Annotated in this window: 22 protein-coding genes and 1 pseudogene; 8 read left to right on the forward strand and 15 right to left on the reverse strand. The window is 67.7% G+C overall.

Annotation, left to right across the window (positions count from 1 at the left end):
- The first annotated feature begins 38 nt into the window (after positions 1-38).
- Entirely contained in the window at positions 39-641 is a 603-nt protein-coding gene (locus BRW65_RS00225; protein WP_073869927.1) for a DUF1707 SHOCT-like domain-containing protein, read from the forward strand.
- Between the two features lie 3 nt (positions 642-644).
- On the opposite strand, the gene BRW65_RS00230 is transcribed toward BRW65_RS00225, so the two are convergent.
- The 7 genes from BRW65_RS00230 to BRW65_RS00260 all read right to left on the reverse strand — a co-directional run bounded on the left by BRW65_RS00230 (position 645) and on the right by BRW65_RS00260 (position 9,583).
- The gene (locus tag BRW65_RS00230; RefSeq protein WP_073869929.1) at positions 645-1,493 is read right to left on the reverse strand and encodes an aldo/keto reductase; all 849 of its coding nucleotides are present in this window, start codon (positions 1,491-1,493) and stop codon (positions 645-647) included.
- Positions 1,494-1,559: 66 nt separating this feature from the next.
- Positions 1,560-3,590, reverse strand: a complete 2,031-nt coding sequence (locus BRW65_RS00235; protein ID WP_073869931.1) for a vWA domain-containing protein — start codon at positions 3,588-3,590, stop codon at positions 1,560-1,562.
- Positions 3,583-4,977, reverse strand: coding sequence for an ATP-binding protein (locus BRW65_RS00240; protein WP_073869933.1), 1,395 nt, complete (start codon positions 4,975-4,977; stop codon positions 3,583-3,585). The genes BRW65_RS00235 and BRW65_RS00240 overlap by 8 nt, the downstream gene beginning before the upstream one ends.
- A 41-nt stretch (positions 4,978-5,018) precedes the next feature.
- Complete coding sequence (gene purH, locus BRW65_RS00245; RefSeq protein ID WP_073869935.1) at positions 5,019-6,602, reverse strand: bifunctional phosphoribosylaminoimidazolecarboxamide formyltransferase/IMP cyclohydrolase; 1,584 nt, start codon at positions 6,600-6,602, stop codon at positions 5,019-5,021.
- Positions 6,599-7,246, reverse strand: a complete 648-nt coding sequence (purN, locus tag BRW65_RS00250) for a phosphoribosylglycinamide formyltransferase (protein WP_073869937.1) — start codon at positions 7,244-7,246, stop codon at positions 6,599-6,601. Before purN ends, purH begins: the two co-directional genes overlap by 4 nt.
- A 21-nt stretch (positions 7,247-7,267) precedes the next feature.
- The gene (locus BRW65_RS00255) at positions 7,268-8,653 is read right to left on the reverse strand and encodes a cell division protein PerM (RefSeq protein ID WP_073869939.1); all 1,386 of its coding nucleotides are present in this window, start codon (positions 8,651-8,653) and stop codon (positions 7,268-7,270) included.
- A 39-nt stretch (positions 8,654-8,692) separates the two neighbouring features.
- Complete coding sequence (locus BRW65_RS00260) at positions 8,693-9,583, reverse strand: DUF5336 domain-containing protein (RefSeq protein ID WP_073869942.1); 891 nt, start codon at positions 9,581-9,583, stop codon at positions 8,693-8,695.
- 265 nt (positions 9,584-9,848) lie between these two features.
- Here BRW65_RS00260 and BRW65_RS00265 point away from each other — a divergent pair, with 265 nt between their 5' ends.
- A complete protein-coding gene (locus BRW65_RS00265; protein WP_073869944.1) occupies positions 9,849-10,697 on the forward strand; it encodes an LLM class F420-dependent oxidoreductase in 849 nt (282 codons plus the stop codon).
- 103 nt (positions 10,698-10,800) lie between these two features.
- Here the strand turns inward: BRW65_RS00265 and BRW65_RS00270 are convergent, their stop codons facing one another.
- The 3 genes from BRW65_RS00270 to sucC all read right to left on the reverse strand — a co-directional run bounded on the left by BRW65_RS00270 (position 10,801) and on the right by sucC (position 14,514).
- Complete coding sequence (locus tag BRW65_RS00270; RefSeq protein ID WP_073869946.1) at positions 10,801-12,324, reverse strand: acetyl-CoA acetyltransferase; 1,524 nt, start codon at positions 12,322-12,324, stop codon at positions 10,801-10,803.
- 111 nt (positions 12,325-12,435) lie between these two features.
- A complete protein-coding gene (gene sucD / locus BRW65_RS00275) occupies positions 12,436-13,338 on the reverse strand; it encodes a succinate--CoA ligase subunit alpha (protein ID WP_067758157.1) in 903 nt (300 codons plus the stop codon).
- Positions 13,339-13,350: 12 nt separating this feature from the next.
- A complete protein-coding gene (gene sucC, locus BRW65_RS00280) occupies positions 13,351-14,514 on the reverse strand; it encodes an ADP-forming succinate--CoA ligase subunit beta (protein WP_073869948.1) in 1,164 nt (387 codons plus the stop codon).
- A 323-nt stretch (positions 14,515-14,837) separates the two neighbouring features.
- Between sucC and BRW65_RS00285 the strand changes: the two genes are divergently transcribed.
- Together BRW65_RS00285 and BRW65_RS00290 are read left to right on the forward strand one after the other, a co-directional pair.
- On the forward strand, positions 14,838-15,887 hold the full coding sequence (locus BRW65_RS00285; protein ID WP_139272796.1) for a M23 family metallopeptidase: 1,050 nt from the start codon (positions 14,838-14,840) through the stop codon (positions 15,885-15,887).
- 1 nt (position 15,888) lies between these two features.
- On the forward strand, positions 15,889-16,455 hold the full coding sequence (locus BRW65_RS00290) for a hypothetical protein (protein ID WP_073869950.1): 567 nt from the start codon (positions 15,889-15,891) through the stop codon (positions 16,453-16,455).
- Positions 16,456-16,578: 123 nt separating this feature from the next.
- On the opposite strand, the gene pcrA is transcribed toward BRW65_RS00290, so the two are convergent.
- Entirely contained in the window at positions 16,579-18,912 is a 2,334-nt protein-coding gene (pcrA, locus tag BRW65_RS00295) for a DNA helicase PcrA (RefSeq protein WP_073869952.1), read from the reverse strand.
- Between the two features lie 544 nt (positions 18,913-19,456).
- Between pcrA and BRW65_RS00300 the strand changes: the two genes are divergently transcribed.
- Positions 19,457-19,789 (forward strand): chorismate mutase, encoded by a 333-nt coding sequence (locus BRW65_RS00300; RefSeq protein WP_073869954.1) that lies wholly within the window; start codon positions 19,457-19,459, stop codon positions 19,787-19,789.
- 218 nt (positions 19,790-20,007) lie between these two features.
- Positions 20,008-21,672, forward strand: a complete 1,665-nt coding sequence (gene pgi / locus BRW65_RS00305) for a glucose-6-phosphate isomerase (protein ID WP_073869956.1) — start codon at positions 20,008-20,010, stop codon at positions 21,670-21,672.
- A gap of 14 nt (positions 21,673-21,686) precedes the next feature.
- On the opposite strand, the gene BRW65_RS00310 is transcribed toward pgi, so the two are convergent.
- From BRW65_RS00310 to cobF, 4 genes and pseudogenes are all read right to left on the reverse strand, one after another.
- The gene (locus tag BRW65_RS00310) at positions 21,687-22,436 is read right to left on the reverse strand and encodes an SDR family oxidoreductase (protein WP_073869958.1); all 750 of its coding nucleotides are present in this window, start codon (positions 22,434-22,436) and stop codon (positions 21,687-21,689) included.
- An 85-nt stretch (positions 22,437-22,521) separates the two neighbouring features.
- Positions 22,522-22,989, reverse strand: a complete 468-nt coding sequence (locus BRW65_RS32085) for a zinc finger domain-containing protein (RefSeq protein ID WP_244167962.1) — start codon at positions 22,987-22,989, stop codon at positions 22,522-22,524.
- Between the two features lie 153 nt (positions 22,990-23,142).
- Positions 23,143-23,385 (reverse strand): annotated as a pseudogene (locus BRW65_RS32090) (DNA-formamidopyrimidine glycosylase family protein); the annotation flags it as partial.
- 5 nt (positions 23,386-23,390) lie between these two features.
- A complete protein-coding gene (cobF, locus tag BRW65_RS00320; RefSeq protein ID WP_073869962.1) occupies positions 23,391-24,134 on the reverse strand; it encodes a precorrin-6A synthase (deacetylating) in 744 nt (247 codons plus the stop codon).
- Between the two features lie 120 nt (positions 24,135-24,254).
- On the opposite strand from cobF, the gene BRW65_RS00325 reads away from it, so the two are divergent.
- Together BRW65_RS00325 and BRW65_RS00330 are read left to right on the forward strand one after the other, a co-directional pair.
- Positions 24,255-25,160 (forward strand): AurF N-oxygenase family protein, encoded by a 906-nt coding sequence (locus tag BRW65_RS00325; protein WP_073869964.1) that lies wholly within the window; start codon positions 24,255-24,257, stop codon positions 25,158-25,160.
- A 236-nt stretch (positions 25,161-25,396) separates the two neighbouring features.
- Positions 25,397-26,386, forward strand: a complete 990-nt coding sequence (locus tag BRW65_RS00330; RefSeq protein ID WP_432206392.1) for a DUF4873 domain-containing protein — start codon at positions 25,397-25,399, stop codon at positions 26,384-26,386.
- Positions 26,387-26,789 lie beyond the last annotated feature (403 nt).

Consider the following 26,789-nt stretch of genomic DNA (forward strand, 5'->3'; position numbering starts at 1 on the left):
TCTTGCACCCAGACCCGGACGTCGTAGGCTCGTGGGTAATGAGCAATTCTGCGCAACGCGACGCGAAGGACACGCGCGACGAATCGTCGCGTGCTGCCGACACTGATCGCATCCAGCTCGCGCAGTTGCTGGCCTACGCGGCCGAGCAAGGCCGACTGCAGCTGAAGGACTACGAAGACCGCCTGACCCGGGCCTACGCGGCGACCACATACGAGGAACTGGATCAGCTGCGCGCCGACCTGCCTGGCTCACAGATCAACCCGCGCCGCGGTGCCAAACCGAATCCGGCGCCGTCCACGCTGCTGCTGGCGCTGTTGAGCGGCTTCGAACGGCGCGGTCGGTGGAACGTGCCCAAGAAGCTCACCACCTTCGCCTTCTGGGGCAACGGCGTGGTGGATCTGCGCTACGCCGACTTCACCTCGACCGAGGTCGACATCCACGCGATCTCGATCATGGGGGCGACGAAGATTTTGCTGCCGCCGGAAGTGAACGTCGAGATTCACGGCCGCGGCGTCATGGGCAACTTCGACCGCAGCGTCCTCGGCCAGGGCACCCCGGGCGCACCGAAGGTGAAGATCCGCGGCTTTTCGCTGTGGGGCGCCGTCGGCATCATTCGCAAGGCCCGCCGGCCCCACGGCTAGCAGTCAGCCGGGCACGTAGTCGAACTTATCGGGGTTGGGCCCGTTCCTCCCCGCTTCACCCTTGTCCAGCGCTGAGATCGCGTCCATGTCGGAGTCATCCAACTCGAAGTCGAAAATCTCGAAGTTCTCCTTGACCCGCTCCGGGGTGACCGACTTGGGGAACACGATGTCGCCGCGCTGAATGTGCCAGCGCAGCACCACCTGCGCCGCCGATTTGCCGCGCGCCTCGGCGATGCGGTTTATCACCGGATCGTCGAGCACCTTGCCCTGCGCGATCGGCGCCCACGCCTCGGTGGCGATGCCGTGCTCGCGATCGTACGACCTAACCTGCGTGTTCTGAAAATACGGATGAAGCTCGATCTGATTGACCGACGGGACGGTGTCGGTTTCGTTGGCCAGCCGTTCCAGGTGTGCGACTTGGAAATTCGAGACGCCGATGCTGCGGGCGCGCCCGTCGCGGGCGAACTCCTCGAAGACCTTCCACGTCGAAACGAAGTCGCCGTCGTAGAGGGTGGGCAACGGCCAGTGAATGAGGAACAAGTCGACGTAGTCCGAATCCAGGGCCTTCAGCGTTTGGTCGAAGGCACGGCGAGCATCGTCGGGTAGGTGAAAGCCATTGTTGAGCTTGCTGGTGACAAACACGTCGGCGCGGTCGACACCGGCGTCGCGGATGCCTTGTGCGACTTGCTTTTCGTTGCCATACATCTCGGCGGTGTCGATATGCCGGTAGCCGATCTCCAGTGCGGTCTTGACCGCCGCCGCGGTCTCGTCGGGCTTGATCTGGAAAACGCCGAAGCCGAGCTGCGGAATGCTGACACCGTCGTTGAGTTCGATCGTTGGAACCTTGCTCATGCATCTCCTCCTTCTCGGTCCCTGTACCCGCTGGAGCGAGCACCTATCCCCGTGGTCGGCAAGGGACTAGCGGCGGCGAGACCGGAGGTAGTCGCCCACCACGGCCGCGCCCAGGCCATCGAGATCGGGCACCACGACGCGCCCCTCGACCCGCCGGGCAACCTGGTCGATGAAGCGCGCGAGGCCGGGGTCGCTGCCCAACCGGAAGATGGTGATCTGCGCGCCGAGGCGTGCCATGTCGTCGAACCCGCGCACGGTGTGGGCGATGGTCCGCGGGTGCGGCGGGTAATCGAAAAACACGGTCGTGCCGTCACCGTCGAAGTCCTCCAGGTGAGCGGTGGGCTCGCCGTCGGTCACCACCAGCACGACGGGCTGCGCGTTGGGATGCCGCCGCAGGTGCCGACCGGCCAACGCCAGCGCGTGGTGCAGGTTGGTGCCCTGCTCGTAGACGCCCTCGAGACCCGTCAACTCCGCGGCGCTCACCGTGCGGGCGTACCGTCCGAACGCGATGATCTGCAAGGCGTCCGAACGAAACCGGGTGCACACCAGGTGATTCAGCGCCAGCGCCGTCTGCTTCATGGGCAGCCAGCGATTCTCCATCACCATCGAGAACGAGGTGTCGACCAGCAGCGCCACCGCGGCTTGAGTGCGCGTCTCGGTCTCGGAGACCTCGACGTCGTCGACGGTGATCTTCAGCGATCCGGCGGTGTCCAGGCTGGCCGTTCCCGCCTGCCGCAACACCGCGTTGGTCAGCGTGCGCGAGATGTTCCACGGCTCGGTGTCACCGAACTGCCAGGGCCGGGTGGCGCCGGTGAGTTCACCGGCCGCGCCCGCGCGCCGGTGGTCCCGCTCTCCGCGCCGACCGGAAAGTTGTTGCGCCACATCCCGTAACGCCGTCTCGCCCAGCCTGCGCATGGCCTTCGGCGAGAGCCGCCACTGCCCGTCGGAACCCCGGTCTAAAAATCCCTGATTGACCAGTGCGCGTTCCAATTCGGCGAGCGTGCGGGCGTCGACGGCGGCCTGGTCGCCGAGTTGCCGTGCCAGCGCATCGAGGTCGACGTCGTCCATGGTGGCGCCGGGATAGCTCTGCGACAGCTGCTCGGCCAGCTGCTCCAGTTCGGCGATGTCCGAAATCGCCTGGGTGCCTTCGCCCATCCCGAACGGGTTGTCACCGGAGAACTCTTCGGACCCCGTCCAGTCCTCCCCTGGCCGCGCGGCCTGCAGGTGCGCGTCGAGCCGGTTCAGCGCCTGCATCAGTGACGGCGACCCGAATGCCTGCTGCGCCAGGGCATCCAGCTCGGCGCGCTGGTCCGGGCTCAGGCTGTTGCGGAAGCGTTGCGCGGCCGCGGCCCGCTTGGCCAGCGAGTCCAGCAGCTCGTCGACGTTGCGGGGGTTCTCCGGGAAGAACTCGCCGTGGGAGTTCATGAAGTCTTCGAAGTCCTGCTGGGTGTCCTCACCGCGGGCGTGCTTGTCCAGCAGGTCGTTGAGGTCGTTCAGCATGTCGTTGACCCGCTGGCGGTCTTCGTCGGTGGCGCCCGCGAGGGCCTCCTTCATGCCGGCGAAACGCTGATCCAGCATCTCGCGGCCGAGCAGATCCTTGATCTGGTCGTACTTCTCGCGGGCCTCGTTGCTGCGCCAGTTGTAGTCGGAGAGCTCCTGAACGGCCTTGGCCGGAGACGACGGCAGCGCGTCGAGCTGCAGTTCGCCGAACCGCGCGTCGTCGTCGAGCGCGCGAGCCAGTTCCTTGCGCTCGGCCAGCACGGCCTCGTCGAGCAGCCTCTTGATCTCCTGCAGGGTGCCATCTAAGTTGTTGCGGCGCAACAACTCCCGCCGGCGGCGGTTCGCCTCGGCGGCCAGCCGGTCGGCGCCGGGCGTGTTCTTGGTGCCGCGGCGCAACAGCTCGGACAGCGCGCGGCGCGGCGACGTGCCCGCCATGACGTCCTGCCCGATCTGCTCGAGAGCCTCGCGCAGATCTACCGGCGGGGCCAGCGGGTCCGGCCCGCCGGTGTACGCCGAGTATCGCGACGAATGCCCGCGTGACGATCGCAAGCCCGGCGAAGCCGGGCGCGACGGATCGTCACCATCAGACCTAGCCATAGACCGTTTGGCCCTCCCCGGACACCTTGTCGATCCGCTTGGCCAGATACAACGCCTCGAGGGCGAGTTCCAGCGCCGCGGCGCGCTCACCCTCCGACTGGGCGTTGACCTTGGCGGCGATCTTGTCGACCACCGGCAGCGCGGGAACCGCGGCCAGCACGTCCTTGGCCGACACGCGCTCACCCGTCGTGACCGCGGAACCGCCTTCGACAGCGGACACCAAGGATCCGACGTCGATGCCGCCGAGCACCCGGGAGGCGGTGTCGGCCGTGGCCCGGCGCAGCAGGTGCTCGAGCACGGCCTGCTCGCGGCCCTCCTCACCGGACTCGAATTCCAGCTTGCCGCGCAGGACGTCGATCACCGTGCCGAGGTCGACCACGCGGGCGACGGGGTCCGTCTCCCCCAGCACCGCGCCGCGGTGGCGGGCGGCGGCGGCCACGGTCTCGGCCGCGGCGATCGCGAACCGCGCCGACACCCCGGAGCGCTGATCGACGGAGTTGGATTCCCGCAAGTACCGGGCGAACCGGGCGATCACCTGCATCAGGTAGTCGGGGACCTGCGCGGACAGGTGCGCCTCTTGAACGATGACGCCGACCTCGGCGTCGAGCTCGAGCGGGTAATGGGTGCGGATCTCCGCGCCGAACCGGTCCTTGAGCGGGGTGATGATGCGGCCCCGGTTGGTGTAGTCCTCGGGGTTGGCGCTGGCCACCACCAAAACGTCCAGCGGCAGACGCAGGGTGTAGCCGCGGACCTGGATGTCGCGCTCCTCCATCACGTTGAGCATCGACACCTGAATGCGCTCGGCGAGGTCGGGCAGCTCGTTGACCGCGACGATGCCGCGGTGTGCCCGCGGGATCAGGCCGTAGGCGATGGTCTCCGGGTCACCGAGGCTGCGGCCCTCGGCGACCTTGATCGGGTCGATGTCGCCGACGAGGTCGGCGACGCTGGTGTCCGGAGTTGCCAGCTTCTCGGTGTAGCGCTCGCTGCGGTGCCGCCACTCGATCGGCAGGTCGTCGCCCAGGGTGGCGGCCTTGCGGATCGACTCCGGGGTGATCGGCGAATAGGGATGCTCGCCCAATTCCGCCCCGGCGATCACCGGCGTCCACTCGTCGAGCAGGCCCACCAGGGCGCGCAGCAGCCGCGTCTTGCCCTGACCACGCTCACCGAGCAGGACGAAGTCGTGCCCGGCGATGAGCGCCCGCTCCAGCTGCGGCAGAACGGTGTCGTCGAAACCGAGGATGCCCGGCCATACCGCTTCCCCATCCGCGCCGTCGGCGAGACGCGTCAGCAGGTTTTCCCGAATTTCCTGTTTGACTCCCCGCTCACGATGGCCGGCGGCACGCAGCTCACCGACGGTCCGGGGCAGATTGCTGGGTGATGGCACCACTCCACGCTACGCGTTGCGTAACCGCCTCACGCGCTGAGCGCTCAGTGGGCGAAGTGGCGGGCGCCGGTGAGGTACAACGTGACCCCGGCGTTGGCTGCCGCCGCGGTCACCTCATCGTCGCGGACCGAGCCGCCGGGATGGACTATCGCCCTGACCCCCGCGGCGGTCAGCGTCTCGAGTCCGTCGGGGAAGGGAAAGAACGCGTCCGAGGCCGCGACCGCGCCGCGGACCCTGTCGGCGCCCCTTTCCACCGCGAGCCGTGCGGCGTCGACCCGGTTCACCTGTCCCATGCCCACGCCGATGGTGGCGCCGCCGCCGGCGATCACGATGGCGTTCGATTTGACCGCGCGGCACGCCCGCCAGGCGAAGACCAGGTCGGTCAGCGTGGCGGGGTCGGCCGGTGATCCCGTCGCCAGGGTCCAGTTGGCGGGGTTGTCGCCGTGCGCGTCGAGCTCGTCGCGTTGCTGGACCAGCAGCCCACCGCTGATCGGTCGCAGCTCCGTGCCCCCGGTCAGCGGCTCGGAGGCCACCAGCACCCGGATGTTCTTCTTCCGCGTCAGGGCTTCCAACGCCTCCGGCGCGTAGGCCGGCGCGACGATGACCTCGGTGAAGATGGTGCTCACATACTCGGCCATCTCGAGGCTGACTTCGGTATTGGCCGCGATGACCCCGCCGAATGCGCTCAACGGATCGCATTCGTGGGCCTTGCGGTGCGCATCGGCCACCGATTCCGTCGAGATCGCGATTCCACAGGGGTTGGCGTGCTTGATGATCGCCACGCAGGTCTGTTCGTGGTCGAAGGCGGCCCGCCAGGCCGCGTCCGCATCGGTGAAGTTGTTGTACGACATCTCTTTTCCGTGCAGCTGCTCGGCCTGCGCCAGTCCCGGCCAGGCGCCGGGGTCGCTGTAGAGCGCCGCCTGCTGGTGCGGGTTCTCGCCGTACCGCAGCATCGCCGATCGGCTCCAGCTGCGCCCCAACCACTTGGGGAACGCGGTCGGCGGGTGCTCGGGCGCCAGCGTCGACTCCATCCAGCCCGCCACGGCGATGTCGTAGTCCGCGGTGTGCTGAAACGCCAGCGCCGCCAGCTTCTTTCGCTCGGCCAGGGTGAAACCACCGTGTCGCACCGCGGCGAGCACGCCGTCGTAACCGCGTGGGTCGACGACCACCGCCACGCTGGGATGATTTTTCGCGGCGGCACGGACCATCGACGGCCCGCCGATGTCGATCTGCTCGACGCACTCGTCGATGCTGGCGCCGGAGTCGACGGTCTCGCTGAACGGATACAGGTTGACGACGACGAGCTCGAACGCGGCGACACCCAGTTCCTCGAGCGCCGCGGCGTGTTCGGGTTTGCGGAGGTCGGCGAGCAGGCCGGCATGCACCCGCGGGTGCAGCGTCTTGACCCGCCCGTCGAGCACCTCGGGAAAGCCGGTCAGCTCCTCCACCCGGGTGACCGGAATGCCTTTCTCGGCAATGGTCTTCGCCGTCGACCCGGTCGAGACGATCTCGACGCCCGCGTCCGTCAGCCCGCGGGCGAGGTCGACGAGGCCGCTCTTGTCGTAGACGCTGATCAACGCGCGGCGGATCGGCCTTTTCGCCGTCTCCGGCCAGTCGTCGGTGCTCATCGCTTGGTCGCCTTTCGTCCGATCGTCGCTGTTCTTCCGACCAGGGTCAGGCCTCCGGTCGCGATCTCGGCCACCACGTCCACCAGGAGCTTCCGTTCGGTGACCTTGATGCGTTCATGCAGGGTCTCTTCGCTGTCGCCGTCGAGCACCGGCACGGATTGCTGGGCCAGGATCGGCCCGGTGTCCGTCCCGGCGTCCACCAGATGCACCGTACAACCTGTGACCTTCACGCCGTAGGCCAACGCGTCGGCCACTCCGTGCGCGCCCGGGAACGCCGGCAACAACGCCGGATGGGTGTTGATGATCCGTCCATAGAATCGCGAAAGGAACTGTGGCCCAAGTATTTTCATAAAACCAGCCGACACCACCAGGTCGGGCGAGTGCGCGGCGGTGGCTGCGGTGATGGCCGCGTCCCAGGCGGCGCGGTCGGGGTGTTCGCCAAGCCGGGCGGTGAACGTCGGCAGTGCCGCCCGCGCGGCGATCTCGGTGGCCAGGCAGTCGCGGTCGGCGCCGACGGCGACCACGCGGGCCGGGTACTCGCCGACGGCGGCGTCGAGCAGGGAGCTCAGCAACGATCCGGTGCCCGATGCCAGCACCACCACTCGTGCCGGCGCACTCGGGGGCACATGGAGCGGTTCGGCCACAAGCAGAGAGCCTAGTGGCAGCTAGTCGTCGGACTCGCGGTCGGTCGCGCTCGGCGGCGCCCCGACGTCGTCGTGCGGCGGCACCCCGTCGTCGTCGCTCATCGATGCGTCGTCGTCGCTGACCGGCGCGCCGTGCGCGTCGACGTCGTCGTGGTCGGCCGGCGGCTCGTCGTCCGGCTCGGCCGCGGGCTCTTCGAAGACCTCCGCAAAGTCCGCCGGTTCTTCCGCCGCGGCCGGCGCGGGTTTGCGCCGCCGGGGCCGGGACCTGATGCCGCCGCTCATCACCAGCGTGACGCCGCCCACGACCGAGAACCAGAAGAACACCCCGATCAACAGGGCGCCCTGGTCGACGCCGACATCGCCGAAGTTGCCCAGCCGGCCGCTGCCGCCGTACGCGAGCAGGCACATCGCCAACGCGCCGGCGACCGATGCGACCAGGAGCTTGCCCGTCGCCGGGATCAGCGGCAACGCGCGCCGGGCGCATTGTTGCCCAACCGCCACCCCGGACGAGGCGCCGATGATGAGCAGGGCGACCCACACCGGCCCGAGCGGCGGCCTGGGCGCCGCGGCCAGGATCGGCAGCGCCGGGATGTCGCCGCCGAAGACGGTGAACGAACTGAAGGTCGCGAAGCCCAGGTGAGCGCTGGACCCGACCGCCATCGCCGAGGTGCCCACGATGACGTTGGGCGCGTACAACACCGACAGGACCGTGAGGCTGAACTGGCCGAATATCGACTCGGTGATCCCGTAGAGCTCTTGCATCGTCGCCCAATGCACCACCAGCGAGGCCGCGGTGACCAAGCCGGAGAGGCCGACCAACGCCAGCACCCCCGCGGAGGCCGCGCGCAGCGCGTCGCCCAGCCACAACGGCAGGCTCAACACCGCCAACGACCGTCGCCCCACCCGCGACCACACGCCGAACGCGGCGCCGATGGTGTGCACCACCAGCACGCCGGCGAACGCGCGCAGTGCGCTGGGGGTTTGCAGTTCGGTGATCACCGACGATGCATCGTGGATGACCGCCAGGGCGATCGCGGCGATCAGCAGGGGCCCGCCGAGCGCCGACGCGACGACCCAGCGGATCACCAGCCACGAGGAATACGGCGAGATGGCCCGGGCGGTGCTGCGCGCGGTAGCCCAGATCAGCAACAGCACCGGCAACAGCGGCATCACGCCCAGTTCGCGACCGCCGATCGAGACCGGCACCTGGTGGATGCCGAGCCACATGCTCGCGATCGCGCCCAGCGCGCCGGTCATGTCGCTGTTGGCGATCAACAACTGCAGCAGCGTGACCGCGGCGATGACGACCAGGGCCACCACCGCGGGGCCGAACGCGACCCGGACGAGGTCACGGGCCTGTCGAGCGCCCACCGGCCGGTTGTCCGCGCCTTCCGACACCCTTTTCACTCTCGGCGCACGTCCCGACTTAGGCGCGAGGGCGCACGGTTAGGCCGGCGCTGGACCAGACGGCGATGAGGGCGGCTGCTGCTCCTGGCCGTAGGACTGCTGGGCCCCGCCCTGGTTGGAGTAATTGGGAGGCGAACCCTCGGAGCCCGAGCCGGCCGCCGGCGGCGGGCTGAAGCTGGGGAAGCCCGTGGGCGGGGTGGACGGCCCTTGCTGCGCGGCCGATTGGGGCCCGGACTGCGGCGCGGGCTGGGCACCGAAACCGCCGGTCTGAACCGCGGCTTGGGTCGGGGCCTGGCTGGCATAGCCGCCGTACTGCGAGCCGTATCCCGGGTGCTGCGGCGACTGCTGCTGGCCCGGCTGACCGTAGTAGGGCTGCTGGCCGTATTGGCCGTACTGCCCGTACTGGCCGTACTGGGCATAGGGGTCGTACTTCGGCCGCGGCGCCGGCGCGGTGATCACGCCCGCCTCCAACAGGACGACGACGACGGCCGCGATCGCCTGGAGCACGGCGCACGCCACGAGAGGCCACATCGCCCAGCCGATCGAGACGCCGGTGGGCAGGTTGATGATCTCGGTGATGGCCAGCAATGCCCCGAGGACCGCGACTACCGCGACGATGCCGGCGTAGTTCTTCGCCTTGGGCAACAGGCTCAGGCCGGCCAACAGCGCGGCCAGCAGTGCGATGATGACCGCCGTGCCCGCGTCGCCGGCGCGTCCACCGACGCCCGGGCCGAGGTCGGCGCCGATGGTGAACGTCGGCCCGAAGTTCAGCAGGTACACGGCCAGGCCGAGCACGACCACCGCGATGTTGAGGTAGAGCGGGAGCTTGGTGGTGCCGTCGTCGTCCTTGGTGAACGACGGAGTGGCGCCTGCGTAGGAGCCGCCCTGCGGCGAGGGTTGGTATCCGGGGCTGCCGGGCGAGTAGGTCATTGGCTCCTCCTGTTGCGTTGCCTGTGAAGTGCCTTTGCGGGCGCCACGGTGGGGTCGCGACGCTGTGCTTGCGGGCGCGCCGTTCCATAAACGCCGTGCCCGGCGGTTGCGTTGCGACGCGATCGACCAACCACGCTAGCGCACTTCGGAACGCCCGTGCCGTGACCACCGGCTTGGACCGCGATCCGCGCCGTGGGCCTCGCCCGGAACGGCAGGCGCGCCGGCAGCTTGCTCAGCGGAGGTAGAACACGTTCTAATTCTCCCCATGGATTACGGGCTTGTGCTTTTTACCAGCGACCGCGGCATCTCTCCGGCGTCGGCCGCGAAGCTTGCCGACGACCACGGCTTCACGACCTTCTACGTGCCAGAACACACGCATATCCCGATTAAGCGTGAGGCGGCGCACCCGACGACGGGCGACGCGTCGCTGCCCGACGACCGCTACATGCGGACGCTAGACCCATGGGTAAGCCTGGGTGCGGCGTGCGCCGTCACGTCGCGGGTGCGGCTCTCCACGGCGGTCGCGCTGCCCGTCGAACACGACCCGATCACGTTGGCGAAAAGCATCGCCACCCTCGACCATTTGTCCGGCGGACGGGTCAGCCTCGGCGTGGGCTTCGGCTGGAACACCGACGAACTCGCCGACCACGGCGTGCCGCCTGCGCGGCGCCGCACCATGCTGCGCGAATACATCGAGGCGATGCGCGAGCTGTGGACCAAGGAGGAAGCCGCCTACGACGGCGAGTTCGTCAAGTTCGGGCCCAGCTGGGCGTGGCCCAAGCCCGTACAGCCGCACATCCCCGTGCTGGTGGGCGCGGCCGGAACCGAAAAGAACTTCAAGTGGATCGCCCGCAGCGCCGACGGCTGGATCACCACCCCGCGCGACTTCGACATCGACGAACCGGTCAAGTTGCTGCAGGACACCTGGGCGGCCGCCGACCGCGGCGGCGCCCCGCAGATCGTGGCGCTGGACTTCAAGCCGATCCCCGAGAAGCTCGCCAAGTGGGCCGAGCTGGGCGTGACCGAGGTGCTGTTCGGCCTGCCGGACAAGGCCGAGGACGAGGTCGCCGCCTACGTCGAGCGGCTGGCGGGCAAGCTGGCCGCCCTGGTCTGACTGAATTCCTCCCGCATCTTCGCCAGACATAAGTCAGAGCGACCGTGCCCGGCGTGTCGTGTGTCTGGGTTACGTGTCGCGCAGCAAAGGCGCGACGCCTGACCTACCCCAGCGAAGCCCGGTTGCCGTTGCCGGTTGACCACACGAAGATCTCCGCACCGAGTGGGTCGCCGTCGCACATCAACGCCACGAGATCCTCGTCGTCGGTGGTGGCCATGAATCGCGTGTGGTCCGCGGCGAGCCTGCCGACGATGATGCCGGTGCGGACCGGCCAGTCGTAGCGCACCGAGTATGTCTCGATGGTTGCCGCACCGTCCGGCTTTTTCGTGACGTTGACCTTGGGCAGTGCGGCGATCTCCTTTCTCAGCTCCGCACAGTTGTCGGCGCGCCACTCCACCGGCGTGGTCGAGTAGATGCCGACCGAGTACTTGCTCATGATGCCGCCATTGGCGCCGACGAACCCGAATTCCCCTGGCCTGTCCCGCATCTGGGCTACCGTCTCGGCGATACCGTGCAGTGAATAGCTGTTGCCGGGGCCGCCGAAGTACGGCAATCCGCCGGTGAGGGTGAGGCCGCGCGGGTCGTCGGCGTCGATGCCCAGGGCTTCGCAGATGACGAAGACTGGAAACGGAAAGCAGCTGTACAGATCGAACGTGGCGATGTCGTCGACGCCGATCCCGGCCACCCGCAACGCTTCCTGCGCCGCACGGACGGCGGCCGGGCTGGCGCCCAGGTCGGCGCGGTCGAGCATCGCCTGCTCGACCATGTCCGAATGGCCATGCAGATACACCCACTTGTCCTCGGTCACCCCGAGGCGGGTCGCGGCCTCCACCGACATCAGCACCGCCGCGGCGCCCTGGTTGACCTGATCGCGGGCGACGAGCAGACGCGGGTAGGGGTCACCGATCATCCGGTTGTCCTCGGTGATCGTGATGATCTCGTCGACCGACCGCTCGACCGGTGACGACGAAAACGGATTCTTGGCAGCAATTCTCGACATCGGCGCGAACAGTTCGGCCATTTCGCGTCGATAGTCGGCCACGCTCCGCCCGAGGCGGCCGCGCCGGGCATTCTCTAGGAGCCCGTACTGCACGGGCGCGCCGGTCAGGCCGTGCTGGATCGTGTATTCGTCGATATAGCTGGAGATCTGGTGGCCGCGATCCTCCAGCTGACCCTCGACGTGTTCGGTGAAGTCGGGCTTGTCATCGCGGTTCGCGAAATAACGGGCCGTCGACCCCGGCTCGGAGCCCATGATCAGCACGACATCGGCATCGCCGGCCGCGATCGTGTTGCCCGCCTCGGTGACCAGCTTCTGCGGGCCCTGCCCCCCTACTGGTTCGAGCACCACGCGGGCCGGGTCGCCGCCCAGCCGATTCATCACCGAACGCGGGTAGTTGTTGGACTTACCCAGCGTCGCCGGCATCGGTCCGGAGATCTCGAACTGCCGGAGCCCGAAGACCGTGTCGACGACCTTGGCAACGCCTTTGGCGCCGGTGTCCGCAAGAGCCGCTTGCGTCGCCGCGGTCGCGAGGTCGACCGCCGACATGCCCCGATAGTCGGGGTCGTCGATGCGCTCGGTGAACTGTCCGACCCCAACGAGCACCGGAGTGCGCGGATCCACCGGCATGACGAACCTCCTGGCAACTGTTAGTTCGACAGGCTAACCGATGGCCGGGGTCGAAACGAAACCGCGGTCGGTTCGCGGAGTCGCGAGCCGACCAACGGTCTCGGTTGGGGGCTACAGGCTCTGCAGGATCTCCCGCGCCAGGGCCGCCGTCTCCGACGGGGTCTTGCCCACCTTGACGCCGGCCGCCTCCAAGGCCTCCTTCTTGGCGGCCGCGGTGCCCGACGAGCCGGACACGATGGCGCCGGCGTGGCCCATCGTCTTGCCCTCCGGCGCAGTGAATCCCGCGACGTAGCCGACGACCGGCTTGGAGACGTTGGCCTTGATGTAGTCGGCCGCGCGCTCCTCGGCATCGCCACCGATCTCGCCGATCATCACGATGACCTTGGTGTCGGGGTCCTTCTCGAACGCCTCGATGGCATCGATGTGCGTCGTCCCGATGACGGGGTCGCCGCCGATGCCGATCGAGGTGGTGAACCCGAAATCGCGCAGCTCGTACATCATTTGGTAGGTCAGCGTGCCCGACTTGGACACCAGACCGACCGGACCCGGGCCGGTGATGTTGGCCGGGGTGATACCCGCCAGCGCCTCGCCCGGCGTGATGATGCCGGGGCAGTTCGGCCCGATGATGCGGGTCTTCTGCCCTTTGTCGACGTTGTAGGCCCACGCGTAAGCGGTGTCCTGCACCGGAATTCCCTCGGTGATGACGACCAGCAGCGGGATCTCGGCGTCGATGGCCTCGATGATCGCGTCCTTGGCGAACTTCGGCGGCACGAAGACGACGGACACGTCGGCGCCGGTCTCCTTCATCGCCTCCGCGACGGTGGCGAACACCGGCAACTCGACGTCCTTGCCGACCGGGTCGACGTGCGAGACGGTGGTGCCCGCCTTACGGGCGTTCACCCCGCCCACCACCTGGGTGCCCGCCTTCAGCATGAGCGCAGTGTGCTTGGTGCCCTCGCCGCCGGTGATGCCCTGGACGATGACCTTGGAATCCTTGTTCAGGAAGATCGACATGTGTTGGCTCCCTTAGTTGTTCGCCAGCTCGGCGGCTTTGTCGGCTCCGGCGTCCATCGTGTCGGCCTGGATCACCAGCGGGTGGTTGGCCTGGGCCAGGATGCGCCGGCCTTCGTCGACGTTGTTGCCGTCCAGCCGCACCACGAGCGGCTTGTTGGCCTCGTCGCCGAGCATGTTGAGTGCGGTCACGATGCCGTTGGCGACGGCGTCGCAGGAGGTGATGCCGCCGAACACATTCACGAACACGCTCTTGACCTGCTTGTCGTTCAGGATGACGTCGAGGCCCGCGGCCATCACCTCGGCTGACGCGCCACCCCCGATGTCGAGGAAGTTGGCCGGCTTGACCCCGCCGTGCTTCTCGCCGGCGTAGGCGACGACGTCAAGGGTGGACATGACCAGGCCCGCGCCGTTGCCGATGATGCCGACCGCGCCATCCAGCTTGACGTAGTTGAGGTCGTGCTCCTTGGCCTTGAGCTCCAGCGGGTCCGTCGCGTCGCGATCCTCGAACTCGGCGTGACCGGGTTGCCGGAAGTCGGCGTTCGCGTCGAGGGTGACCTTGCCGTCCAGCGCCAGGATCCGGTCGTCGGGGGTGCGGACGAGCGGATTCACCTCGACCAGGGTGGCGTCCTCGGCGACGAAGAGCTCCCACAGCTTGTTGATGGTCACCGCGGCGGCGTCGAGCACCTCGGCCGGCAGATGGCCCTGCTCGGCGATGGAACGCGCGGTCGCCAGGTCGACGCCCTTGACGGCGTTCACCGGCACCTTGGCCAGCCGCTCGGGCTTGGTCGCGGCGACCTCTTCGATCTCCATGCCGCCCTCGACCGAGCACATGGCGAGGTAGGTGCGGTTGGCGCGGTCGAGCAGGAAGGAGATGTAGTACTCCTCGGCGATGTCGCTGGCCTCGGCGACCAGCAGCTTCTTCACGACGTGCCCCTTGATGTCGAGGCCGAGGATGTTCCTGGCGTGTTCATACGCGTCGTCAGGGGTGGCCGCGTACTTGACCCCGCCGGCCTTGCCGCGGCCGCCGACCTTCACCTGGGCCTTGACCATCACCGGGGCGCCGACCTCGGTCGCGATTTCCTTCGCGCCCTCGGCGGTGTCCGTCACTCGCCCCGGCGTGGTCGGTACGTTGTGCTTGACGAACAATTCTTTGGCTTGATACTCGAAAAGGTCCATGGACTCTCTGTCTTCGCTCGACTCAACTGCTAGGCCTCTTGACGGGCGGTGCCGTGATCGGCAACTCGCACGGAGGAACTGTATCCACCGGCCAACCGCCCGTTTCGGGCGCGTCCGGCGATGTGGCACAGCTCACGGCCTAGCGACATACCCCGTTCGTGAGCCAAATCACAATTTCCACGGGATTGCTCGACGAGGTTGCCAGTTCCGCGAGTTAGCGGATACCTTCCTAGGGTCCAGATAACGTTATGGTCACGATACGAGGACATTCCAGCTTGTCCCAGCACCGTTTGACTTCTTCTACTGCTGAAACAGCAGGTGTGGTGAGAGTTGGTCGCGCGGCGGGCGGCCGCGGTACCGAGCCCCATCGCAACGAGGTCACCGAGATCCTCCCGCTCGACGGTTTCAACTTCGATGACCTTGATTGGCGCGACGAGGTCAGCGATCTCGGCGACCTCGACTACAGCAACGACTCCACCTTCGACAACGAGGCGCAGGTCTTGCTGGCCCCGGAGCTCGACGACCTCGACGAGGCCGATGACCCGACGCCGCTGTGGCTCGCCGCTCCCGTAACCGAGGTGCTGCCGCGGGTGGTCATCGAACCGGCCACCGAGGCGCGCCCCCGTCGCGTGCATGCCACCGACGTCGTCGCCGTTGCCCGGCACGGCGGAGCGCATCGCAAGGAGCCGACGAGCGCGGCCAGGGGTCGCCTGCTGATCTCCGCGATGGCCGCCGGCGCGGCCGCGGCGGCGGCGCACACCGCGACCAGCCACGCCGATACACCGAAGACCGAGGCCGTGCTGACCGCCAACGCGTCGGCGCTCACCGGCGGTTCGGCCAACAACACCATTCGCGGCGCCCAGGTCGTCGCGCTCCAGCCGGTGGCGACCGCCGCGGTGCACAACCAGGAGCTCGCCAAGGGCGTCGCGTTCGCCAACGACCGCGCTCAGCGTGAGGCGCGGTTGCAGCAGCCGCTGTACGTGATGCCGACGAAGGGCATCTTCACCTCCAACTTCGGTTACCGCTGGGGGGTGCTGCACGCCGGCATCGATCTGGCCAACTCGATCGGGACGCCGATCTACGCGGTGTCCGACGGCGTCGTCATCGACTCGGGCCCCGCCGCCGGCTACGGCATGCTGGTCAAACTGCGCCATGCCGACGGCACCGTCACGCTTTACGGCCACATCAACACCACGCTGGTCAGCGTCGGCCAGCGCGTGATGGCCGGCGACCAGATCGCCACCATGGGCAACCGGGGTAACTCCACAGGCCCTCACCTGCACTTCGAGGTGCTCCAAGGGGGCACCGAACGAATCGATCCAGTCCCGTGGCTCGCTAAGCGGGGACTTATGGTCGGTAACTACGCTGGTTGAGGTGACCGCGCCTAACCAACCACCACCCGGTCCGCGATCGCCCGAATCCGACTCTCCGTCGGACTCGAAGACCCGGATCATCCGCCGGGCGCCCACCGGACCTATCCCGATAGCGCCGGAAACCCCGACCACCCACGTTCCCGCACAGCCGCCGCCCTACCAGGGCGCGCCTCGTACGGGGCTGCGGGGAACTCCAAGTGCGCCGAGCGACCGGACTGCCGTCGCAGCGTGCGCCGTCAGCATCGTCAGCGGGTGGGCCACGTCGGTGGTGGCGACCGACCTGGTCGCCGGCTGGTGGCGGTCCGACCGGCTCTTCTGCATCGCGGTCGCGTTTCTCGCCCTGGTGTTCGCCGTGACCACCATTTCGGGCGTGATCATGCTGCTGCAGCACCGACCGTTTGGGCGCTACCTCATCGTGGTCGGCGCCGCGGTCGCCGTGCTGACGTACCTGGGTGTGTTCATCGCCGGCGCCCGTGTCGCGTGGATCGTGCACCTGCTGCCGCTGCTGCCGATCGCCAGCGTGGTGCTGGCCATGCATCCCCGCACCAAACGCTGGCTGGAGGCCTGACCGCCAACCGGGCCCGGCGTCGCGACCAATCGGAGACTTGAGAGTCTGATATCACCCGCGATATCAAATTCGCGGATCGCCTCATGGTCGGGTAGCCATCCGCATACGGGCAGTAGGCCGCAACTAAAGCTTGCTGATCGGCGCGTGGTTGTGCATGAGCTTGACCCGCCCCGCGCTGCCGAAGTCGATGAGGGACATGGCCGATTCGCCGACGCCGGACACTTCCTCGACCCGCCCGAGCCCGTACTTGTCGTGAGTCACCCGATCGCCGGGTTCGAGCACCAGCAGCGGCCGCTTGGCCGCGCCCGAGCGGGTCGGGGCCGCGCGCGGTGTACCGAACCGGCCGGCGCCGCTCACCGGTGCGCTGAACGACGGGGCAGGCGCGGTGCGCCGCCACTCGATGAGTTCCTGCGGAATCTCACGCAGGAAGCGCGATTCCGGGTTCAGCATCGGCTGCCCCCAGGACGATCGGACGATGGCCCGGCTCACATACAGGCGCTGGCGCGCGCGGGTGATACCGACGTAGGCCAGCCGCCGCTCCTCGGACAGCTCAGTCGGGTCGTCCAGCGCCCGCATGTGCGGGAACATGCCGTCCTCCCAGCCGGTGACGAAAACCACCGGGAACTCCAGCCCTTTGGCGGTGTGCAACGTCATCAAGGTGACCATGCCGGCGCCGTCGTCGGGAATTTCGTCGCTGTCGGAAACCAGCGAAACCCGTTCCAGAAACTCCGCCAGGACACCGGTGTCCGGCACGTCCTCGTCGTCCGGGGCCTGCAACGACTCGTCCAGCGCGGCGGCGTTGGCCCGGTCGGTGCTGAATTCGTGTGCCACACTGACGAGTTCGTTGAGGTTGTCCAACCGGGCCAGATCCTGCGGATCGGTGGAGGATTCCAGCTCGCGACGGTAGCCGGTGCGTTCGAGGACCGACTCGACCAGATCGCCGAGATCCTCGTCGAGGCGGCCCCTGAGTTCATCGAGGAGTTCGACGAAGCCTGCGATCGCCTTCTCCGCGCGCGAATTGAGCATCGGCACTTTGCCTTCGGCGGCGGCCACCAGCGCGTCGTTGAAACTCGCGCCGGTGTTCTCGGCGTAGATCGCCACGCAGGCCTCGGCGCGATCACCGATGCCCCGGCGCGGGGTATTGAGGATGCGCCGCATGCTGACCGCATCGCCCGGATTGTCCAGCACCCGCAGATAGGCGACGATGTCGCGGATCTCTTTGCGCTCGTAAAAGCGCACGCCACCAACGACTTTGTACGGAATGCCCGCGCGGATGAACACCTCTTCGAACGACCGCGAGGAGTTGTTGGTGCGATAGAACACGGCAACATCGTTGTAGGTGATTTCGCCACGGTCGGCGAGCGCATCGATTTCCTCGGCGACGAACCTGGCCTCGTCGTGCTCGTTGTCCGCGACGTAGCCAACGATCAGCTCGCCGGCACCGGCGTCGGTCCACAGCCGTTTCTCGCGCCGGCCGGAGTTGCGGGCGATCACCGAGTTGGCCGCCGACAGAATGTTTTGCGTCGAGCGGTAATTCTGTTCCAGCAGAATGGTTGTCGCGTCCGGGTAGTCGCGCTCAAAGTCCTCGATGTTGCGGATGGTGGCGCCGCGGAAGGCGTAGATCGACTGGTCGGCGTCGCCGACCACGCACAATTCCGCCGGGGGGACGTCGTCGGCCGATTCCGTGACGTCATGCCCGACCAGTTCCCGAACCAGCACGTACTGGGCGTGGTTGGTGTCCTGATACTCGTCAACCAGGACATGACGGAACCGGCGCCGGTAGTGCTGGGCGATCTGCGGGAAGGCTCGGAGCACCGCGACGGTCTCGCCGATCAGGTCGTCGAAGTCCAACGCGTTGGCCGCGCGCAGCCGCCGCTGGTATTCGCCATATACCGAGGCCACGGTGCGAACCAGGTCGTCGGAGTCATCCGTCAGCTTGGCCACCGCCTCCGCGGGGTCGATCAGCTCGTTCTTCAGATTGGAGATCGCGTTGGCCAGCAGCCGCGGCGAGTAGCGCTTGATGTCGAGCCCCATGTCGCGCCCGATCATCTGCAGCAGGCGGCGGGAGTCGTCGGCGTCGTAAATCGAGAAGTTGGAGTTGAGGCCTTCAATCAAGGACGCCTGGTTGCGTAGGATGCGCACGCACGTCGAGTGGAAGGTGGACACCCACATGGCGCGGGCCCGGTTGCCCACCAGCCGCACCACGCGCTCACGCATTTCGGCCGCCGCCTTGTTGGTGAACGTGATGGCCAGGATCTGGCCCACCCCGACACCGCGCGCAGCGATCAGGTAGGCGATGCGGCGCGTCAAGACCGCAGTCTTGCCCGAGCCGGCCCCCGCGACGATCAGCAGCGGCGAGCCCTCGTGCACCACCGCCTGGCGCTGTTGCGGGTTGAGGCCTTCGAGCAGCTGATCTGCCTCGGAGGCCAGATTGGCATCGGTTGCATACACACTCATGTTGGTCCAAACTTACCGCCGCCCACCGACGCAACGCGTCCAGGCGTCAGACCAGGCTAGTGCCCCGAACGCCCTGCGCCGGCCAAATCCACGCCGACATAAATGGTGTTTGGCAATCCAATGCGCAACCCCATTTGGAATGGAAAACAATTACACCCGCGTCTAAAAGCGGATGATAATCGGCCGGGAGTTTGCATCGAGTCAATGGCGCGCAATCACCATCGCCGCTCAATTTCGCCCGGCGTTAATGCAATCCACACCGGTAAGCAACCGTGGACTGGGCGCCGGCCCAACCGAGTCCCGCCCGGCCACCCGACGCGTAATGGCCAGTTCACGCCGACGTTTTTGCGCGTGAGCGGATCTTAGTGGCACACTCGTTTGGTGCTCAACGCGCAGTGCCGTCGGCAGTGCACCACCCCGAACTGCCGCCGATTTTTCTACGGGTACCGGTTCGCGGTCCCCGTGGTCTAGCTGCTTTCGTCAGAGCCCCGTGGTCCGTTTCCTCAAGGCCGGGGCTCGTCTCGTTTGTGAGGCCCGAAACCGGATGAGACCACAACCCCCACATCACGAGAATCCGGAGTTAGCAGAGATGAAGGTTGAGACGGTGGAACCCCCACAGACGGCCGACGCCGAACAGTTGAGCATCGACGACTTGCGCCACGAGATCGACCGGTTGGACGGCGAGATTCTGGCCGCGGTGAAGCGGCGCACCGAGGTGTCCCAGGCGATCGGCAAGGTGCGAATGGCATCCGGCGGCACGCGGCTGGTGCACAGTCGCGAGATGAAGGTCATCGAGCGGTACAGCGAGCTCGGTCCCGACGGCAAGGACCTCGCGATCCTGCTGCTGCGGTTGGGCAGGGGCCGACTCGGCCACTGAGGTCGCCAGTCACGCCTGGCCGGCTCGCTGCGCATCCGCGTCAGCGACATGGCGACGGCCCGCCGCGCCCGGCACCGCCGCGCTTGCGACCGTCACTAACTCGACGGCGACGGCCCGCCGCGCCCGGCACCGCCGCGCTTGCGACCGTCACTAACTCGACGGCGACGGCCCGCCGCGCCCGGCACCGCCTCGCTTGCGACCGTCACTAGGGTCGAAGTATGACCCCCGTGCAAAGCCTCCCCGATATCACCGCCACCCCAGCGTGGGACGCCCTGCGCAGGCATCACGAACAAATCGGCGCGACGCATCTGCGCCAGTTCTTCGACGAGGATCCCGACCGCGGCCGCGAACTCACCGCTTCGGTCGGCGACCTCTACATCGATTACAGCAAACACCGCATCACCCGAGAAACGCTGCGGCTGCTCATCGAACTGGCGCGCACAGCCAATCTTGAGGAGCGTCGCGACCAGATGTTCGCCGGCGTGCACATCAACGTCTCGGAGGACCGGGCGGTATTGCACACCGCGCTGCGACTGCCCCGCGACGCCGAGCTGATCGTCGACGGCCACAACGTCGTCGAGGACGTGCACGCCGTGCTGGACCGGATGGGCGACTTCACCGACCGGTTACGCAGCGGTGAATGGACCGGGGCCACCGGGAAAAAGATCAGCACCGTGGTCAACATCGGCATCGGCGGGTCGGATCTGGGTCCGGTGATGGTGTATCAGGCACTGCGCCATTACGCCGACGCGGGGATTTCGGCCCGCTTCGTCTCCAACGTCGACCCGGCAGACCTCATCGCCACCCTGGCCGACTTGGACCCGGCCACAACGCTTTTCATCGTCGCATCGAAGACGTTTTCGACGCTGGAGACCCTCACCAATGCGACCGCCGCGCGCCGCTGGCTGACCGACGCGCTCGGCGACGCCGCCGTGTCCAAGCATTTCGTGGCGGTCTCCACCAACAAACGCCTGGTCGACGACTTCGGCATCAACACCGACAACATGTTCGGCTTCTGGGATTGGGTCGGTGGACGGTATTCGGTCGATTCCGCGATCGGCCTGTCGGTGATGGCGGCCATCGGGAAGGAGGCCTTCGCCGACTTCCTGTCCGGATTCCACATCGTGGACCGGCATTTCAGGACCGCCCCGCTGGAGTCCAACGCGCCGGCGCTACTGGGCCTGATCGGGGTGTGGTACGCCAACTTCATGGGCGCACAGACGCATGCGGTACTGCCCTACTCCAACGACCTGTCCCGCTTCCCCGCCTATCTGCAACAGCTGACCATGGAATCGAACGGCAAGTCGACCCGCGCCGACGGCACCCCGGTCACCACCGACACCGGCGAAATCTTCTGGGGCGAACCGGGAACCAACGGCCAGCACGCGTTCTACCAACTACTGCATCAGGGCACCCGCCTGGTGCCGGCCGACTTCATCGGATTCAGCCAGCCCCTCGACGACCTGCCCACCGTCGAGGGCACGGGAAGCATGCACGACTTGCTGATGAGCAACTTCTTCGCCCAGACCCAGGTGCTTGCGTTCGGAAAGACCGCCGAGGAGATCGCCGCCGAGGGCACGCCGGCCGAGATCGTGCCGCACAAGGTGATGCCCGGCAATCGGCCGTCGACCTCGATCCTGGCCGACCGGCTCACGCCGTCGGTGCTGGGCCAGCTGATCGCCCTCTACGAGCATCAAGCCTTCACCGAGGGCGTCATCTGGGGCATCGACTCGTTCGACCAGTGGGGCGTGGAACTGGGCAAGACGCAGGCCAAGGCGCTGCTCCCGGTGATCACGTCGGACAGCTCGCCGGCGCCGCAGTCCGACAGCTCGACCGACGCACTGGTGCGCCGCTACCGGACCGAACGCGGGCGCACCAGCTAGTCCGCGCAGGCGAGCTAGGCGAACCACTTGGTGAGCGGAGGCGGCAGCACCCGCATCACCTGCACCAGCGGCGCCCACGGCCACCACGGCACCGCCGCCCGGCCGGGCTCGCGTTCCATGGCGGCGACGAGCGCGTTGACGCCGGTCTCGTTGTCCACCATCAACATCGTGCTGTTCGACTTGGCCGTCATCTCCGACTCGATGTAGCCGGGTTCGATGACCGAAACCCTGATGGGGCCCTTGGCATATTCGGCGCGCAGGGACTCCCCGAGCGAGCTCAACCCGGCCTTGCTTGCGGCATAGGCGGCCTTGACGCCCGGCACACCCTTGTTGCCGAGCACCGATGAGATAAGCACCAGGTGGCCCGAACCGGCGTTGTTGAACATCTCCAGCGCGGTCTCGATCTGCACCAGCGCGGCCACCAGGTTGGTCTCCAGGGTCGCCTTGTTGGCCCATAGCTTGCCCGAGCCGAGTTTCGCGCCCTTGCCGATGCCGGCGTTGACGATGACCCGATCGATTCCGCCAAGATCGTCGCTGAGTTCACCGAAGACCTTCGGCACCTGCTCATGGTCGTTGACATCCAGTGCCGCAACGGCGATCTTGATTTCCGGATACCGTTGCGAAAGTTCGGCTTTCAGCTCGTCAAGCCGGTCGGTGCGCCGAGCGCACAGCGCGAGGTCGCGGCCCTTGGCGGCGAATGCCCGCGCCATGCCTGCGCCCAACCCGGAGCTGGCACCGGTGATGAGGATCTTCTGACGAGTCATCCGCGCAGCATATCCAGTGCCCGTCCAACGTCGGGTTGTCGGGCCCGAAATGGGGTTTTCGACGCAACACGTCGACGCTCGTCGCCTACTTGAGCAGCCGAGACATTCTCCGGTCGGCCAGCACCTTGCCGCCGGTCTGGCATGTCGGACAGTATTGAAAAGACTTGTCCGCGAACGAGACTTCGCGCACGGTGTCTCCGCATACCGGGCAGGGCAGGCCGGTGCGGGCATGCACCCGCAGCCCGGAGCGCTTCTCGCCCTTGAGCGTGGCCGCCCCCTGGCCCACCGATCGGCTCACCGCGTCGCGCAGGACCGACACCATCGCATCGTGCAGGGTGGTGAGCTGTTCATGGGTCAGCTTGCCCGCTGTGGCGAACGGGGAGATCTTGGCGACGTGCAGGATTTCGTCGCTGTAGGCATTGCCGATGCCGGCGATCACCTTCTGGTCGGTGATGACCGTCTTGATCCGCCCGGTGTTGCCGGCCAGCAGGCCGGCGAGGTCGTCGGCGGTGAGCTCCAGCGCGTCGGGCCCGAGGGCGGCGATGCCGGGCACGGATTGCGGGTCACCGACGAGCCAGACGGCCAACCGCTTCTGGGTGCCGGCCTCGGTGAGGTCGAAGCCGGGCGCCTCGCCGGGCGTGCCCAGGTGCACGCGTAGGGCGATCGGGCTCTTGCCGGGCCGCAGTGGTGCCGCGGCCAGCTTGTCCGACCATCGCAACCAGCCCGCCCGCGACAGGTGGGTGATCAAGGACAGCTCTCCCGCCTGCAGCCCGAGGTACTTGCCCCAGCGGTGGGCCCCGGTCACGGCCCGGCCGTGCAGTGCGCTGAGGGGCGGGTCGAACGTTTTCAACACCGACAGCGCGCCGACATCGACGCGGCCGATCGTCAGGCCGACGGCATGGCGGCGCAGATGGTCGGCCAGGGCTTCGACCTCGGGCAGTTCGGGCACGCTCTTCAGTCTGCCGGTCTGAGCAAATAGGTGTCCATGATCCAGCCGTGCCGTGCGCGGGCCTCGGCCCGCAGCGCCGCGATGCCGGCGGCGACCTCACCGACGGTGCCGGCCATCAGCAGCTCGTCGGCGGTGCCCAGGTAGGCGCCCCACCAGATGCGGGTGTCGGGAGGGCACGCCTGGAAGGAGCATTCGGCGTCGAGCATGACGACCGCCGATCCGGTCAACCCGTTCGCGCGCAGCTGCCGCCCGGTCGTGATGAGCACCGGTTCCCCGACCTCGTTGAGCGGGATGCGGTGGCGGGCGGTCAGCGCCTGCACCGCGGTAATGCCCGGAATCACGTCGAAGGTGAACTCGAGCTCGGCGGCCACCGCCGCCAAAATGCGCAGAGTGCTGTCGTACAGCGACGGGTCACCCCAGGCCAGAAAGGCGCCGACGCCGTCGGGACCGAGCTCGGCGGCGATCGCCGCCGCCCAGACCCGCGCCCGCGCGGCGTGCCAGTCCGAGACGGCTTCGCGATAGTCGGAGCCGACGGACCGTTTGGGGTCGGTCAGCTCGACGAAGCGATAGCCGGGCGCACGGATGAACCGGGAGCAGACCTCGCGTCGCAGCGCCACCAGGTCGCTTTTCGCCTCACCTTTGTCCATCGCGAAGAAGACCTGGGTGTGGTTGAGCGCCTCGATCGCCTGAACCGTCATGTAGTCAGGGTCGCCGGCGCCGATGCCGATGACGTGGATATGCCGGCCCAAGAAACCCTCCTCGTCGCTTGCATCAGATTGCCGAATCGAAACCTCAAGGGCCTAGTCGGGACCAAAAGTACCCAGTACCATGGGTACCGTCTGAAGCACCCAATGAAGGGACGCCAGCGCATGACAACTGCGGTGAAGCCAGGCGGGCCGAGTCGTGAAGAGTTCTCGGAGCGCTTGCTCAGGGGCTCGGTCAAAAAGTCCTACGAACCGGTCGTCGACATCGACTGGGACGCCCCGCTGGATCCGGACAAGTTCTACCTGCCGCCGCGCCTGGTGTCGCTGTACGGCACCCCGATGTGGGACGAGATGACCCGCGAGCAACAGATCGAGCTCTCGCGCCAGGAGTTGGTCAACACGCTGTCGGCCGGGATCTGGTTCGAGAACATGCTCAATCAATCGTTGCTGCGGACGATCCTGCACGAGGATCCCACGAGCAAGTCGACCCACTACAAGCTGACCGAGCTGGGCGACGAGACCCGCCACATGGTGATGTTCGGCAAGGCCATCGAGCGCATCGGCGCAAAGCCCGTGCGGCCGCGGCTGTTTCACCGGATGATCATCAACGCGCTTCCGCTGGCGTTTCAGCGGGGCTCGATGTTGTGGGTGGCCGCGCTGATCGGCGAAGAGATCTTCGATTCGCTGCAGCGGCAGATGATGGACGATCCGGAGTTGCAGCCAATAATCCAGCGCCTCATGCGGATTCACGTCACCGAGGAGGCGCGCCACATCCAATTCGCCCGCGACGGCGCCCGTAAACGCGTGGCCGAAATGCCCCGTATCAACCGCTGGCTCATGGCCAACATCAACGGGCTGGGCGGCTACTTCTTCAACTACCTGTTCAGCAATCCGATCCCGTACGCGCGCACGGGTCTGGACCCGAAGCGGGCGCGACACATCGCGCGGACCAGCCCGCACCGGCGCGAGATGCAGGTGGCCGGATTCGCCCCGTTGGCGACGTTCCTGACCGAGGTGGGTCTGCTGGGCCCGATCGCACGCCGCGGGTGGAAACGCAGCAGGTTTTTGTGACGCGACCGCGCGGCCTCGCTGACTCCCGCCTCCCCGTGGCCGTTCTCGGCGCGCACGGCGGCGCCGCTGCGTTGGCGGCCGCGGGCGTCACCGACTTCGTCGTCCTGGACGACCCCGTCGCGCAGGTCCAGTCGGCGTTCGACGACGCGACGGACACCTGGCTGTTGACGACGCCCGGCGGCGAGGTCGTGCGGGCGCGGGCCGTCATCACCGCCGAGCCGCCATTCGCCCCGTGGCTGCCGGACATCGCGGGCCGCGACGACTTCCCGGGCCCGTCGTTTCACGCGGCCGCCTGGGCACCCCGGTTCGACCCGTCCGGCAAGCACATCGCGGTCGTCGGCACGGACGGCACTGCCGGCCACCACATCGGCCGGCTGACCGGGTTGGCGGCGTCGGTCACCGTCTTCGCCCACTCGCCGCGCCGCGTGGTCACCGAGGTACCGCTGTGGTCCACCCGCGCGAAACGCCGGCTGCGGCACGCCTTTCGGCCTGCCAACGCCCATCGCGCGTCGATCAAGCTGGCCGGGTCGCCGATGGCGGCGGTGACCACGTCTGGCATCCGCACCCGCGATGGCGTCGACCACCGCGTCGACGCCATCGTCTACGGCACCGGGTTCTCGGTCCCCGAAGGACTCCCCGAACGGGCACTCGTCGGCGCCGGCGGGCTGACCATCCGGCAGGCTTGGCACGACGGCATGGAGCCGTTCTACGGTGTGGCGGTTCGCGGCTTTCCCAACTACTTCTTCATCACCGGGCCCGACGCCGGAGCGCAGGCGCGCTACATCGCCGAGTGCTTGCACCTGATGGAGCGCACGGCCAGCAGCCGCATCGAAGTGCGGGCCAGCAGCCAGCAGGTGTTCAACGAGCGCGCGCAGCTGGCACCCGGGCAGGGCCCGCCGGTGGCCTCCGCCTTCGACCTGTCGGCCAGCGCACCGGAGCGCGACGACACCTACGACGGCGCCGCGACGCTGGAGGTCGCCGGCGCACGCCATCCGGTGCGGGTCCGCCTCACCGGACACCTCGACCCGATCGACGGCCGCTACCACTGGCAGGGGACGGTGTTCGCGTCGCCGTCGCAGCCGCTGCCCGACGAAGCGCTCGGGCAAGCCCGGACCGCGACGTTGTCCGTGGGCCTGCGCAGCGCGGCCGCCCGGATCGTGGAACGGACGCCGTGGGGCACGCACTCGGTCGCCGGCGTGGGCACCCCGCCGTACGCATCGAGCTGACCCGCCCGCTTTCCCTGCCCGGCCCGCGGTTTCCGGGTGTCGTCAGGGCGTTTGAGGGAACGCGGAAGGTGGTAGTCCCGGGGGATGCGCGTGCTGCGCAGCAGAAACGAACAATGTGTTCGGCGCGGTAGAGGCGGGGGCCTCGAACGGGTGGGGACGAGCACGCGCCTCACTCACACCTCGCCGCTTGCCGCGCGCGCTCCCGACATGACGCCCGAGTGCTGCGCTTTCCCGAGGCGGCCAGGCCGCTCGGCCCGGATTAGACTTTTGCCGCTAAGGGCGGATACTCAAGCGGTTGGCCCGGGTGTGATTCGAGGAGCGGTGATGGAACCGGACGACACGACCCAGCCGGGAAGCCGAATTGCGACGTCCCATCCGTCGTCGGCCCAGCTGGGCGTCCGGG

Source organism: Mycobacterium paraffinicum (assembly GCF_001907675.1).
Taxonomy (GTDB): domain Bacteria; phylum Actinomycetota; class Actinomycetes; order Mycobacteriales; family Mycobacteriaceae; genus Mycobacterium; species Mycobacterium paraffinicum_A.

Excerpts from the sequence above, each read along its gene's own strand:
- BRW65_RS00225 (WP_073869927.1), top strand. The coding sequence starts at position 39 with ATGAGCAATTCTGCGCAACGCGACGCGAAGGACACGCGCGACGAATCG.
- BRW65_RS00230 (WP_073869929.1), bottom strand. The coding sequence starts at position 1,493 with ATGAGCAAGGTTCCAACGATCGAACTCAACGACGGTGTCAGCATTCCG.
- BRW65_RS00235 (WP_073869931.1), bottom strand. The coding sequence starts at position 3,590 with ATGGCTAGGTCTGATGGTGACGATCCGTCGCGCCCGGCTTCGCCGGGC.
- purH (WP_073869935.1), bottom strand. The coding sequence starts at position 6,602 with ATGAGCACCGACGACTGGCCGGAGACGGCGAAAAGGCCGATCCGCCGC.
- BRW65_RS00260 (WP_073869942.1), bottom strand. The coding sequence starts at position 9,583 with ATGACCTACTCGCCCGGCAGCCCCGGATACCAACCCTCGCCGCAGGGC.
- BRW65_RS00265 (WP_073869944.1), top strand. The coding sequence starts at position 9,849 with ATGGATTACGGGCTTGTGCTTTTTACCAGCGACCGCGGCATCTCTCCG.
- BRW65_RS00270 (WP_073869946.1), bottom strand. The coding sequence starts at position 12,324 with ATGCCGGTGGATCCGCGCACTCCGGTGCTCGTTGGGGTCGGACAGTTC.
- sucD (WP_067758157.1), bottom strand. The coding sequence starts at position 13,338 with ATGTCGATCTTCCTGAACAAGGATTCCAAGGTCATCGTCCAGGGCATC.
- sucC (WP_073869948.1), bottom strand. The coding sequence starts at position 14,514 with ATGGACCTTTTCGAGTATCAAGCCAAAGAATTGTTCGTCAAGCACAAC.
- pcrA (WP_073869952.1), bottom strand. The coding sequence starts at position 18,912 with ATGAGTGTGTATGCAACCGATGCCAATCTGGCCTCCGAGGCAGATCAG.
- BRW65_RS00300 (WP_073869954.1), top strand. The coding sequence starts at position 19,457 with ATGAGACCACAACCCCCACATCACGAGAATCCGGAGTTAGCAGAGATG.
- pgi (WP_073869956.1), top strand. The coding sequence starts at position 20,008 with ATGACCCCCGTGCAAAGCCTCCCCGATATCACCGCCACCCCAGCGTGG.
- BRW65_RS00310 (WP_073869958.1), bottom strand. The coding sequence starts at position 22,436 with ATGACTCGTCAGAAGATCCTCATCACCGGTGCCAGCTCCGGGTTGGGC.
- BRW65_RS00325 (WP_073869964.1), top strand. The coding sequence starts at position 24,255 with ATGACAACTGCGGTGAAGCCAGGCGGGCCGAGTCGTGAAGAGTTCTCG.